Origin of the sequence: Butyricimonas synergistica DSM 23225, from assembly GCF_000379665.1 — a bacterium.
Lineage (GTDB): Bacteria > Bacteroidota > Bacteroidia > Bacteroidales > Marinifilaceae > Butyricimonas > Butyricimonas synergistica.
The window spans coordinates 1456368-1469316 of sequence record NZ_KB903359.1; the positions used below are offsets into that span (position 1 = coordinate 1456368).

Genomic DNA, 12949 nt, shown 5'->3' on the forward strand with positions numbered 1-12949 from the left:
TGTCATCTAAAATCCTTTAATCTCCGAATCAGCAAATCATTTTCCGCTCTCGTCCCTATCGTGATTCGCAACCCACCTATCAAGCGAGGGGGAATATGACGTACCCGGACAACAACGCCTCCCGCCAACAAGTACTCGTACAACTCCCGGTAACGTGGAGTACACGCCAAAAGAAAGTTCACCTCCGAATCATACACACGCTCAAAGCAAGGCATTCCTCGCAACGCAACCACGACACGTTCTCTCTCCCGTTTAATTTCCTGTACCTTAGCCCGAAACGCTTCTTCCTCCCGCAAAACCTCCAACGCTTTACGCTGTGTCACCGAACCGATATTATAAGGCGGCTTCACCTTGTTCAAATACTTCACTAACCCCGGGTCCGCCATACATATCCCCACTCGCAACCCGGCAAGTCCCCACGCTTTCGATAGTGTCTGCAACACCACCACGTTCGGACATTCACCCCACAAACTTGTTGCCGAGGGACCTTCCGCGAAATCTATATACGCCTCATCGACCACGACCACCCCGCCAAACCGCAAAGCCACCTCCCGAATCTTCTCCAACGGCAACACGTTCCCTACCGGATTGTTCGGGGTACAAAAAAAGATAATCTTCGTCCGCTCGTCCACCCGTCCCCACAAACCTTCCCATTCCGGCATAAAATCATCATCCAACGCCAAGTCCCGCACCTCCGTATCATTCACCCGGGCACTCACCTCGTACATCGAGTACCCCGGAGAAAACACTACCACGTTATCCCGCCCCGGCACGCAAACCGTCCGTATCAACATATCTATCAACTCGTCGCTCCCGTTCCCCAACACCAAACGTGCCTCATCAATCCCCTTCAACCCGGCAATCCTTTGTTTCAACTCCCGCTGGTACGGATCCGGGTAGCGATTATACTCCGTCACGTACGGGTTCTCGTTCGCGTCCAACAACACAGCATCCCTTCCCTCGAACTCTTCCCGTGCACAAGAATACGCCTGCAACTCCCGTATATTATCCCTTACTAAATTCTCAAACTCCATCTTCATGCCTGTTTATAAAGTTTCAACCCTAATTCGTACAGCATTCCCGTGCGCCGTCAAGTTCTCGTTATCCGCCATGATCTCTATCGTCTTTCCCAAATAAGCCAATCCTTCGGGGCGAATCTCTTGAAAACTGACCTTCTTCATAAACGAATCGACCCCCACCCCGCTATACGCCCGGGCATACCCGTTCGTGGGCAACGTGTGATTCGTACCCGAAGCATAGTCCCCCGCGCTCTCCGTCGAATAATTTCCTAAAAAGACAGACCCTGTGTTCCGGATTTTCGGCACCCATGCCATATAATCCTCCACACACAACATCAAGTGCTCCGGTGCGTAAAGATTTGCCATCTCCACGCATTCCTCCCGATCGCCCAACACCACGTATTTCGAGCACTTCAATGCCGCCTCCGCAATCGCCTTCCGGGGCAATACCTCCAATTGTTTTTGCAATTCCTTTTCAACTTCTTCAACCAATCCCTCCACGCAAGTCACCAGCACCACCTGGCTATCCGGTCCGTGCTCCGCCTGTGACAATAAATCCGCCGCCACGAAACGGGCACAAGCCGTCCCGTCCGCCACGATCATCAATTCGGAAGGACCTGCCGGCATATCAATCGCCACTCCATAGCGTCCCGCCATTTGCTTTGCCGCGGTCACGAACCGATTGCCCGGTCCGAAAATCTTATCCACCCGGGCGATCGTCCCCGTCCCCAGCGTCAGCGCCGCGATCGCTTGTATCCCACCAACCTTATACACCCGCTTCACTCCACAAAACCGAGCCGTCCACAAGATAACCGGATTCACCCGTCCATCCCGTCCCGGAGGCGTACAAACCACCACTTCCCTACATCCCGCGATACGGGCGGGCACCGCTAACATCAACACGGTCGAAAACAACGGGGCACTCCCGCCCGGCACGTACAACCCCACCCGGTCGATAGCCCTTGCCTCCTGCCAGCAGCGAAAACCATTCTCGTTCACGTATTCACTCACTCCCGACACTTGCGCCTCGTGAAACCGCTCTATATTCTCTTTTGCCAAACGGATAGCTTCCTTCAAATCCGCCTGCACTTCCCGTTCCGCCTGTTCGAATTCCTCCTCCGTCACCTCGAACCCCTCCAATTTCACCCGGTCAAAATACCACGTGTATTTCCTCAAAGCCTCATCCCCGTCACGTGCCACCTCGTCGAACACCGCCCGACATACCTTTTCCAAATCTTCTCCCTTATTTACCGGACGTTCCAACACTTTCGCCCAATCTTCTTTCCTCGGATACAATATCTTATTCATCATCTTACATTTTTTTAATCACTTCATCATCAATCTCTAAATCACAGAATTACTCGATCATCTTCTCTATCGGCACCACCAGAATCCCTTCCGCCCCCGCGGCTCGCAAAGCCCCGATCGACTCCCAAAAACGATTCTCGTTCACCACCGAATGGAGCGAGTACCATCCCTTCATCCGCAACGGCATCACGGTCGGGCTCTTCACTCCCGGCAGCACCCGGCAAATCTCTTCCAGCTTCTCCTCCGGTGCATTCAACAAAATATACTTGTTACACTTTGCCGCCAACAACGCCTTAATCCGGAAGATCAACTGTTCCAACAACGCCCGTTTCTCCTCGTCCAAATCAGGATTAGCCACCAACACCGCCGTCGACTTAAACAGCGTGTACACCTCCGTCAACCCATTCTTGAACAGCGTACTCCCCGAACTCACGATGTCACAGATCGCATCCGCCAACCCGATCCCCGGGGCAATCTCAACCGATCCCGTGATCACGTGCGCTTCCGCTTGTATATTATTCTGCTGCAAAAAATCATTCAACGTATTCGGGTACGACGTGGCTATCCTTTTTCCATGTAACCACTCCAAGCCCGTGAACTCCTCCGACTTCGGTATCGCTATCGACACCCGGCACCCCGAGAAACCCAAATCCAACAATTTCGAGACATTCGCCCGTTTCTCGATCACCGTGTTCTCCCCGATAATCGCCAAATCTACCACCCCATCCTCCACGTAATGAGGAATATCCGAATTTCGTAAATAAAGTACCTCCAAAGGAAAATTAGAGGCTTGTGCCATCAACTGGTCTTTCCCGTTATTAATGGAAATCCCACACTCCTTCAACAACTCGAGGGAATCCTCGTTCAAACGTCCTGACTTCTGAATCGCGACTTTCAATTTTATCATCTCTACTCGATTTTATCGTCGCTCTGAATCCGGAAAGGCTACATGAATCGAAAAAAACAAAACGAGCCCGCCTGATCCAGGCGAGCTCGTTTATACTTTCTTTATCTCTAATTACAGCACAACAGCATCATCTCACCTGAATACAGTGATGGCAATGATGATGCATATGATGTAACGTACTATTCATATTTTTGTCTTTTTCGTGCTGCAAATATAAGAACTAAAAATTATTTTACAAAATTAAGTGACAAATCAAATTCAGCTGTATTCTGTTCCCAAATCGTTTTAATATCCGTCAACTTCTCTATCTGCAACATACCTAAAACCATTTTTATCATAAATGAATTTTCATTAGTCGGATCTGCCAATATTTCATCAAGCTTTACTTGTAATACCTCTAAAGCCGGCAAAAGAGCTTTCATAAACGGCTCAACCATTTGTTTGTCTACACTAATTTTCAAATCACTACCATTTTTCGTATACTTCACCGGAATTCCTGTTGTCATCCATCCCATAATTGAAGGAAGAATAGCATTTATATCAATATTATATTCATTCAATTTTTCAAGAATTGCATTCAAACTCTCCGGATCATTAATATCTATCTCTTCATTATCCTCTCCAACTTGTTGAAGAATTGCATTAATATTAGGCACAATATACAACATTTCATTCCTTGCATACCAAAATGCCAAATTCTTTGGAGAAACACTCCAATCCTCATGACTTGCTTTAAGAACACCATTATCATCTGCTCCTGCCATAGTGAACTCTCCATCCCAATATTTTGCTGTAATATTTCCATCCTCGTGGAAAGTAACTTGATTCAATAGATTGTATACAGCCATAGAACCAAATAAATTAATCATATTAGCAGCATTCTCCATATTAGGTTGCTCTTTATCTATTGCAGACCATATCAAAAATAACGGAGATGCACTCACTATGCCATCATTATTTTCTATCTTATTTAACAAATTCCAATCTCCCGTTAACCCAGCCTGAGCTATTTCAGACAACTTCGTGGTAGCAGTAGCAGATACTTTCCCCTCCACGCTTACCTTTCCTTCCACTCTTACAATCATAATAACAGGCTTAGCATCAGAGCGCACCATCATGGCTGGAGGTGTCGTCAATCCTTGTTCCCCGACAAAAATAAAAGAATTGTCAGCTTGCTTTTCTAAATCCACATCAACAGGTACTTCTGCATACCCCGGAATCACATTCTTCAAATTCACCACCGCTTCATTCGCATTCTTTACGGTCATCTGTAAACTACCTTTGACAGCTTGTTCCCCATTCACCTCAAATGCAATATCCTGAATATTGAATTCATCCTGAGGAATTCGCTTCCAATCATCATCATCGTCATCATCATTACATCCGACAAGCAACGCCATCCCTAAAATCAACAACCATAAAAATCGATTTTTCATACTTCATTAAATATTAATTAGACATCTTTTTATAAGAAAGTGTGCAACCAATAAACCTTCGTTTATTAATATTGTGCAAGTATGTTTTATACGATAAATCCAGAAAGAAATGAGAAATGAAGTCGCTGTAAGGAAAAAAATAATTGTAGTTGTAAAAAGCAGATAATTAAATATATGATATTGTTGGAATGTTAAAATTGAATATTCCTTATAACAATTGATTAAAGTTGCACGATTTTTGCTATTGATATAGCTCTGTAGCTTAATAAACGAAGGTTTATTGATAGCACACTTTCTTATAAAAAGATGTCTAATTAATATTTAATGAAGTATGAAAAATCGATTTTTATTGTTACTAGTTCTAAGCATTGCATTTTTTACCGGGTGTAAAGATGATGATGATCCGGTGCCACCCACAATTGATAAAGTTATCGGTCTATATTCCGGTGAAAAATTGAAAGCGATGATTAACGGAGTTGCCGCCACAGAGAATGCCTCTGTAGAAATTGTCCGAAAAGAAGACAACACAATAGCCTTCAAGTTGGTCAACATAGTTTCCGGCTTTCCCGAATTTGAAATTCCCAATATCACCCATGAAGCCCTTAGTCGCAGCTATTACAGCCAATTAACAGGCTCCGTTACAGACAATATTAGCGGTTACGAAGTGACTGCCAAAGCAACCGTGGAGGACAAAATCATGAATATCAACGTTACCCTCTCGGAACTCGCAGCAGAACCAACAAATGCCAAAATTTTCTACAACACCTCGTTCAACGGTGAAATGTCTATCAGCGTGGGAGCAGATCCTCTTGTTATGTCGCAACGCGTGTACGTTACCAAGCCGTCTACCGAAGATACCACGTCTTTCTGTCTACGGATCGAGAATTTCTCTTTCGAAGGAATTAAATTGGGCAACATCGAATTGGACACAATTTTCTTGTTAAAAAGAGGAAACATATATGCTTTCACGGCAAAAGACAGAGATCTTTCCAGCCTGGAGGTTCCCGGTATAACAAAAGTTACCCTATCCGCTCGTGGCGCGATTATCGACAATCACACCCTACAATTGGACCTCACGATCAATGCCGCACCATTAACCGTGAAAGTAACTTTCAAGGGAGAAATCAGCATCTATTATCCAATGACTTCATGGACAGAGATCACAAAGGCTACACCGTATCAAAACCCTACAAACCTGGCAAGTTCAAATCCGGCAGCGATGTGGCTTCCCCTGTCGGCTGGTTTTATCGGTCATCCGGAATTAACAGCAGAACCTTATCCAGTTAGTCCGGACGGAGATGCAGCTAAAATTCTCACGAGAGACACCTACGGTGGTTACGTTTCACTTATGAAAGTAGTCGTGCCTAAAATCACTGCCGGAACTTTATTTAACGGTTCATTTGCATTAAACGCACAACAACCTCTAAAAAGTACCCGCTTCGGAGAACCTTATCAACTCCCGATAGCTCCCGTGGCTTTCAAATTCACGTACAAATATATACCCGGACCTACCTATTATAACACTGTCGTTACAGGAGAAGGCAAGGAAACAATAGTTTCCGGAGAAGAAGTAACCGACAAAACAGACGAATGCTCACTAACCGCTTACGTGTACGAGGTGGATTCCTACGACGAAACGCTTGATGGAAGTAACATAAATACCTCAGAAAAAGTAATCCTGAAAGCGACCTTCAGCAGTGGAGTACAAGACAATTTCGTGGAAAAAACAGTCAATTTTGAACCCATAGGAAATAGTTCATTCGAACCGATCATCAAAAAATATAAATTAGCCATCGTTTGTACTCCTAGTAAAGAAGGAGACGTTTACAGTGGTGCTCCCGAAAGTACGTTATGGGTAAAATCACTGGAAGTGACTTATTAATTAAACATTAATACTGTAGACAAAATAAAGGTGTGCCTTATTGGCACACCTTTAAAACAAATACTAAAATTGAATCAAGTTATTCTCCAAGAACTTCCAAATTCTTCACCCACAAAGTACTTCCCGGGGCTCCGCGATAAGCGTCACCCTCGCTACTTGAAGTACAAACAATGGCTAATTTATATTTCTTGCTAGGGTCATACGTTCCCTTACCCGTTTCTTCAAATTTCAGTTCCTTACTGGTAAAATTCGCCTCTCCCGCGCTAGTCAAGGAAGCCACCATGATAATCTTACTTTCCGGGTCTTTAATCGTGTGACCGTCTAAATAATCATCATACGAATCCACCTCGAACAAATAAGCTGCTATCGAACAGTTATCCACTACATCCGGTAATTCATTAACAGTAACTTTCGCGCCAAAACCACTTCCTGAAATAAGTGTTTCATAAAATTTCGGTCCTGCCTCGTATTTATATGTCACGTTTAGAGTTGTCGGCTTCATCCGGCAAGGAATACCGAAATGCGTACTCTTCAATGTATTCGTTGCGTCCAAAACAAACGAACCGGTAAACATCGTCCCCGCCGTAGCTTTCGGAACCACGGCAATAATCATATTCGTACCCTTCGTATCTTTCGTGTCGATCTTGGCCGCACCTTCATCTTCATCATATGTCACGAAGAAAGAATCGATCATACTCATAAGAAACACGCCAGCTTGATTGGATGTTGCCATAAATAACGGTTCCTGAAAAGTATATTTACCCGAAGTCACGTCCACCCATTGCGTCATATCAAAACCGAAATAATACTCTCCAGTGAAAGCGACTGTTACCTTCATTCCCAAGGCATCAATATCCAGATTCATCGTCAACATGGAACCATTGATAGCACCCTTCACATCCAAGGTCACTTCTCCTACAATATCCAATTCAATCTTGCATCCTTCCGCGCTGAACCCGTACACATCACCACGTTTCACGAGAGCCACTCCGTCCAACTTAATATTTCCCAATTGAAGATCCTCCCCAAGCCCGAAATTATCAATATTCAAACAGAAATTATTCGGGTCTTCCGTCTCGGTCTTCGTGATATACACTTGCTGTTGCACCGTCACGGGTTCCGGTAAATTCCCGGCAGTAATCTTCATTTCACCTTTATACCTGGCACCGATAAATTGCTCCGGGTCTGCGGACTCTCCCGCGATCTCCTTGATCGACACGGTTGCCGTCAAAATCTCGTTATCCACGGTTCCTTGCACGGAAACCTCGTAACCACTCACGTTATCGGCACGCGTACCGCTCACGGTAGCGACATACGAACTACGGCTAGCCGTGTTAAATTGGGCATTGGGGATAATAAACTCTTCGACACCGGGCACAATATTCGTCAACTTCAAAGAAACCGTGTTATCCGCTTCCTTTAGAACATGGATTTTTGCATTTGCATCCGCGTCTTTCCCGTCCACCTTCACGCTCAACTTATCCGATGCATATTCTCCGATAACATCCTCAAGGACTGGCGGAGTATCCGGAGTCTTTTTATCATCACTACATGACATTATAAAACCCAGTACACTCACGAATGTGCATAAAAACAAAAATTTTCTTCTCATAACTGATCATTTGTTTGTTAATAACTCTTGGAATCATTCCTGAATCATTGTTTACAGCAAAGACCACGCCCATGTTTCACACATCAGCCTCTATCTACGCAACAAGAAAAAATTTAACATGTCGATTCCCGCAACAACAAAATCAAGTGCCCTCCCCCACTCAATTTACTCGAGAATATACCAATATAAAAGTATTTTATATCATTTTCGCACTATTACTGCACAACAATAGTATGGCACTATACCTCCTTGGCGTACGCCACAACTGTTAATAACCGTAAAAACGTGGGCTAACTGTAGGCTAACTGTAGGCGATACGTGGGCAATGCCGCCCAAAAGCCGCCTAAAAGTCGCCCAAAAGCTACCCAATGGCAGAGAATATCCCGGACGCCCCCCTTATTTAAAACTAGCTCCACGAATTGACGGATTGATTTATTTTTATAAATTTGTCACTCCTATCGTATATAAAGAAATAATGGAAGAACTAGAACTCGTATATAAAGCTTTCCGGGAAGGCAGCCGGGTCACGACCGACTCGCGGGAAGTCAAGGAAGGGGATATATTCATTGCCTTAAAAGGTGAGAATCACAACGGCAACACGTTCGCGGAAAAAGCCATAGCACAGGGAGCCCGACACGTCGTTATCGACGAGACCGAGTATAACATCTCCCCCCGATGCGTGCTTGTACCCGACACGCTACATTTCTTGCAACAACTTGCCCACCATCATCGCCAGCAATTAAATATCCCGATTCTAGGCATCACCGGGACGAACGGCAAGACCACCACGAAAGAATTGTGCCACGCCGTGCTCTCGAAAAAATACAAAACCGTTGCCACCAAAGGCAACCTGAACAATCATATCGGCGTGCCCCTCACCCTGCTTAGCATGGATGCCGACACGGAATTCGGTATCGTGGAGATGGGAGCCAACCATCCCGGCGAAATCAAAGACCTGTGCGAGATTGCCGAACCGGATTACGGGATTATAACCAACATCGGTTATGCCCATTTGGAGGGCTTCGGAAGTTACGAGAATATTATAGAAACAAAAAGTGCCCTATACAAGTCTGTCATGTCAAAAGAAGGCATTCTTTTCGTGAACAGCCAGGATGAATTGCTCTGCCGTCTATCCGAAGAAAGCAAACGATTTACTTACGGGATGGAAGGTACTTTGGCTAACGGGGAAATTGCACAAACAACCCCTTACCTGGTGTACACGCTGAAAACCCGGCACGGGCATCTTTACATCCGCACCAAGCTGATCGGCGGGTATAATTTCGACAACGCGATGGCGGCTTCTGCCGTGGGAACGTATTTCGAGGTCGACCCGCTGCAAATACAGGCAGCAATGGAAGCCTATACCCCTTCGAACCTTCGCTCTCAACTATTAAAGACAGAACGGAACACGATTATCCTAGATGCTTACAACGCTAATCTCAGCAGTATGCGAGTGGCAATCTCCAATTTCGCGGAAATGAAAGCAGACGACAAACTCGTCATCATCGGCGAGATGCGCGAACTGGGAGCTATATCAAACGACGCGCACCGGGAAATCATGGACTTGATCGCCAGCCACAATTTCTCCAAAGTATTTGTCGTGGGGCACAATTTTGAATCTTTCAGAAATAAATATACATTTACAACTTATTTCCCCGACACGGAAACACTGGTAGAGTTTCTTAAAACACACGAAGTGGCGGATTCGTTTATCCTAGTGAAAGGTTCCCGGGGAAACAAGCTGGAACAGATTATTGATTATTTATAAAATATATCGTTATGAACGACAGAGTTGTCATCATACCTACCTATAACGAAAAAGAGAATATCGAGAATATTCTCCGGTACGTTTTTAAATTAACCCCGGCATTTGACGTGCTCGTTATCGAGGACAACTCTCCTGACGGGACTGCACAAATCGTCAAACGCCTGCAAAGCGAATTCCCGCAACTCCACATGATCGAGCGAAAAGGGAAACTAGGATTAGGCACGGCTTACATCACGGGATTCAAGTGGTCGCTGGAACACGGGTACAATTACATTTTCGAGATGGACGCGGACTTCTCGCATAACCCGGACGATCTGGTGAAACTATACAATGCCTGTGCCACGGGAGAAGGCGATATGGCTATCGGCTCCCGCTACGTGACCGGGGTAAACGTTGTCAACTGGCCTATGGGACGGGTATTGATGTCCTACTTTGCCTCCAAGTACGTTCGTGCGATTACAGGAATGAAGGTACACGATGCCACCGCGGGATTCGTTTGCTACACCCGCAAAGTACTGGAAGCCATCGACCTTGACAAAATTCGTTTCAAAGGATACGCTTTCCAAATCGAGATGAAATTCACGACATGGGTACTCGGGTTCAAGCTAAAAGAAGTTCCGATCATTTTCACCGATCGTACCCTGGGCACCTCTAAAATGAGCGGAGGCATATTCAACGAAGCTTTCTGGGGTGTCATCACCATGAAACTCCGGAGTATCGGGAAACGTAAAAAGAATTAATATGGAAAAAATCAAGATGCTTATTCACGGCGGAACAATTATAAACGAGGGAAAAATATTTAAAGGCGACATTCTGATTCATGGCGACCGGATAGAAAAGATCATCGAGAACGGGCTCGACACGATTCCCGAAGGCGTCAAAGTGATCGACGCGACAGGGAAATTCGTTATGCCCGGCGTGATCGACGACCAGGTGCATTTCCGCGAACCGGGACTGACTCACAAGGGCGACATTGCCGAAGGAAGCCGTGCCGCGGCAGCGGGGGGAGTGACCTCGTTTATGGATATGCCCAACGTGAAACCCGCTACCGTCACGAACGAATTGTTACGGGAGAAGCAACAGATCGCCCGGGAGAACGCCGTCGTGAACTATTCTTTCTATCTCGGGGCTACCGTGGATAATATTGACGAAATCAGAAACGCCGACCCACGCACAACTTGCGGGATAAAAGTATTCATGGGTTCCTCCACGGGGAATATGCTCGTGGATAGCCCGGAAGCACTGGAGCGTATATTTGCCGAATCGCCCACCCTTATCGCCGCGCACTGCGAGGACACACCCACGATCAACCGGAACTTGGCACTTCTTCAAGAGATGCTTGGCGACGACATTCCCACGTACTGCCATCCCATGATACGTAGCCGGGAGGCGTGCTACAAGAGTTCGTCACTAGCGGCATCCCTCGCGCACAAGCACAACAGCCGCCTGCATATCCTGCACCTTAGCACGGCAGAGGAACTGGCACTACTCGATCAAGGGAACAGAAAAGAAAAACATATCACGGGGGAAGTATGCGTTCACCATCTTTGGTTCAACAGCAAAGCGTACCTCACGAAAGGCAGCCTCGTGAAATGGAACCCGGCAATCAAGGCTGAAAGCGACAGAAAAGCCTTGTTGCAAGCGTTGAATGACAATCGCCTGGACGTGATTGCCACAGACCACGCACCTCATCTGCCGGAAGAAAAAGCCGGTATTTACACGAAATCTGCAAGCGGAGGTCCTATGGTGCAACACTCGCTAGTCGTGATGCTCGAACTCATGGAACGGGGAGAGATCACGCTGGAAAACATTGTCGACAAGATGTGTCATGCCCCAGCCGACCTCTTCCGCGTGGAAGGAAGAGGCTATCTGCGGGAAGGCTACAAAGCAGATATTGCCATCTTTGAAAAACATCCCTGGACGGTGGAAAAAAACAACTTACGTTACAAATGCGGTTGGTCGCCCTTGGAAGACATGACATTCACCTATAAAGTGAAAACCACCATCGTGAACGGGCAAATCGTGTACGACAACGAGAAAATCAACGAGAACATTCGCGGAGAATTACTAACATTTCTATAAAATCGTTACAACACACGCGACTAATAACAGCACAAACAGCACGTTTCCCAACCAGCGGGTGCGATGCGAGATAAAATACTGGGAAAATAAATAAGATAACGGGATAGCTAGTATCAACATGATACCATGGCAATTGAAAGGTACAAAAAATAACGTACTTCCCGCGAACAAGAGCATGGAAAGCATGGCGAACATTCCCCTTCGCTGAGAAACGATAGCCGTCGGGTAATTCACGATCACGTTATGCAACGATATGACGATCAATATACCGAACACGACATATGCCGCTAATTTATCAGGCATGAGCTTCCAGAATCCTTCTCCGGTTTGCAATGCCTTCATGAATATGTCTGGAGCTTCGGATAGTTGGTCTGTCCAAAAATAATACGCGGCAGTAAACAATAATGCCGTCAGAAAGCCTATCAGCAAAGCGCTCAAATCCTTGATATTTGCCCTCCCGGAAAATGGCAGCACCACGATAGCCCAAAGCAGTAACATGACCAATTTGGGACAAAGCAACACCGCCAAACACGTAAATAAACCAAAACCAAAAACAGGAGCATTCGATTTCGTGTGCACGATAGCCGATTGCAAACGAGAAACCGCCAATACAGAACAAAACGCGGCAAGAAGATAATTATTCACCCCATAGCGACAGACAAGCCCTGCCGTTAGCAAGGCATAAATCAACGCGGGCAAAGCAGTAATCCGTGACAGGAATTTGTAACGATCCGCGATAAAAAAAATCAAAAAAGCCAAGCACAACAACCCGAACATTCCCATTCCCCTCAACCAAAGAAGATGTTGGTTCTCGTTCAGAAAAGGAAATGAAATGATGCCGTCTTCCCTGCATACAATCCCCTCGTCCATCCCGAAACTAAAATGCAGGAATGCTATTGCTGCCAAAATAAATGGCAGCAAATACAACATATACA

General features: G+C 45.8%; 10 protein-coding genes. 4 read left to right on the top strand and 6 right to left on the bottom strand.

Annotation, left to right across the window (positions count from 1 at the left end; all coding sequences use genetic code 11):
* Positions 1-2 precede the first annotated feature (2 nt).
* From hisC to A3CY_RS0106385, 4 genes are all read right to left on the bottom strand, one after another.
* Positions 3-1034, bottom strand: a complete 1032-nt coding sequence (hisC, locus tag A3CY_RS0106370; protein WP_155828198.1) for a histidinol-phosphate transaminase — start codon at positions 1032-1034, stop codon at positions 3-5.
* Between the two features lie 12 nt (positions 1035-1046).
* The gene (gene hisD / locus A3CY_RS0106375) at positions 1047-2327 is read right to left on the bottom strand and encodes a histidinol dehydrogenase (RefSeq protein WP_026207383.1); all 1281 of its coding nucleotides are present in this window, start codon (positions 2325-2327) and stop codon (positions 1047-1049) included.
* A gap of 49 nt (positions 2328-2376) precedes the next feature.
* Complete coding sequence (hisG, locus tag A3CY_RS0106380) at positions 2377-3234, bottom strand: ATP phosphoribosyltransferase (protein WP_018337079.1); 858 nt, start codon at positions 3232-3234, stop codon at positions 2377-2379.
* 227 nt (positions 3235-3461) lie between these two features.
* Positions 3462-4670, bottom strand: coding sequence for a DUF4925 domain-containing protein (locus A3CY_RS0106385; protein ID WP_040371284.1), 1209 nt, complete (start codon positions 4668-4670; stop codon positions 3462-3464).
* Positions 4671-5001: 331 nt separating this feature from the next.
* Here A3CY_RS0106385 and A3CY_RS0106390 point away from each other — a divergent pair, with 331 nt between their 5' ends.
* Entirely contained in the window at positions 5002-6552 is a 1551-nt protein-coding gene (locus tag A3CY_RS0106390) for a PCMD domain-containing protein (protein WP_018337081.1), read from the top strand.
* Between the two features lie 79 nt (positions 6553-6631).
* Here A3CY_RS0106390 and A3CY_RS21905 read toward each other — a convergent pair whose 3' ends face one another.
* Complete coding sequence (locus A3CY_RS21905; protein WP_018337082.1) at positions 6632-8164, bottom strand: PCMD domain-containing protein; 1533 nt, start codon at positions 8162-8164, stop codon at positions 6632-6634.
* Between the two features lie 475 nt (positions 8165-8639).
* On the opposite strand from A3CY_RS21905, the gene A3CY_RS0106400 reads away from it, so the two are divergent.
* The 3 genes from A3CY_RS0106400 to A3CY_RS0106410 are packed head-to-tail and all read left to right on the top strand — an operon-like array spanning position 8640 to position 12014.
* Positions 8640-9932 (top strand): UDP-N-acetylmuramoyl-tripeptide--D-alanyl-D-alanine ligase, encoded by a 1293-nt coding sequence (locus A3CY_RS0106400; RefSeq protein WP_026207384.1) that lies wholly within the window; start codon positions 8640-8642, stop codon positions 9930-9932.
* 11 nt (positions 9933-9943) lie between these two features.
* Complete coding sequence (locus tag A3CY_RS0106405) at positions 9944-10672, top strand: polyprenol monophosphomannose synthase (protein WP_018337084.1); 729 nt, start codon at positions 9944-9946, stop codon at positions 10670-10672.
* Between the two features lies 1 nt (position 10673).
* Entirely contained in the window at positions 10674-12014 is a 1341-nt protein-coding gene (locus tag A3CY_RS0106410; protein WP_018337085.1) for a dihydroorotase, read from the top strand.
* On the opposite strand, the gene A3CY_RS0106415 is transcribed toward A3CY_RS0106410, so the two are convergent.
* On the bottom strand, positions 12009-12944 hold the full coding sequence (locus A3CY_RS0106415; protein WP_018337086.1) for a hypothetical protein: 936 nt from the start codon (positions 12942-12944) through the stop codon (positions 12009-12011). The two genes, A3CY_RS0106410 and A3CY_RS0106415, sit on opposite strands and share 6 nt — an antisense overlap.
* Positions 12945-12949 lie beyond the last annotated feature (5 nt).

Coding starts and splice junctions, on each gene's coding strand:
- hisC (WP_155828198.1), bottom strand. CDS start 1,034: ATGGAGTTTGAGAATTTAGTAAGGGATAATATACGGGAGTTGCAGGCG.
- hisD (WP_026207383.1), bottom strand. CDS start 2,327: ATGAATAAGATATTGTATCCGAGGAAAGAAGATTGGGCGAAAGTGTTG.
- hisG (WP_018337079.1), bottom strand. CDS start 3,234: ATGATAAAATTGAAAGTCGCGATTCAGAAGTCAGGACGTTTGAACGAG.
- A3CY_RS0106385 (WP_040371284.1), bottom strand. CDS start 4,670: ATGAAAAATCGATTTTTATGGTTGTTGATTTTAGGGATGGCGTTGCTT.
- A3CY_RS0106390 (WP_018337081.1), top strand. CDS start 5,002: ATGAAAAATCGATTTTTATTGTTACTAGTTCTAAGCATTGCATTTTTT.
- A3CY_RS21905 (WP_018337082.1), bottom strand. CDS start 8,164: ATGAGAAGAAAATTTTTGTTTTTATGCACATTCGTGAGTGTACTGGGT.
- A3CY_RS0106400 (WP_026207384.1), top strand. CDS start 8,640: ATGGAAGAACTAGAACTCGTATATAAAGCTTTCCGGGAAGGCAGCCGG.
- A3CY_RS0106405 (WP_018337084.1), top strand. CDS start 9,944: ATGAACGACAGAGTTGTCATCATACCTACCTATAACGAAAAAGAGAAT.
- A3CY_RS0106410 (WP_018337085.1), top strand. CDS start 10,674: ATGGAAAAAATCAAGATGCTTATTCACGGCGGAACAATTATAAACGAG.
- A3CY_RS0106415 (WP_018337086.1), bottom strand. CDS start 12,944: ATGTTGTATTTGCTGCCATTTATTTTGGCAGCAATAGCATTCCTGCAT.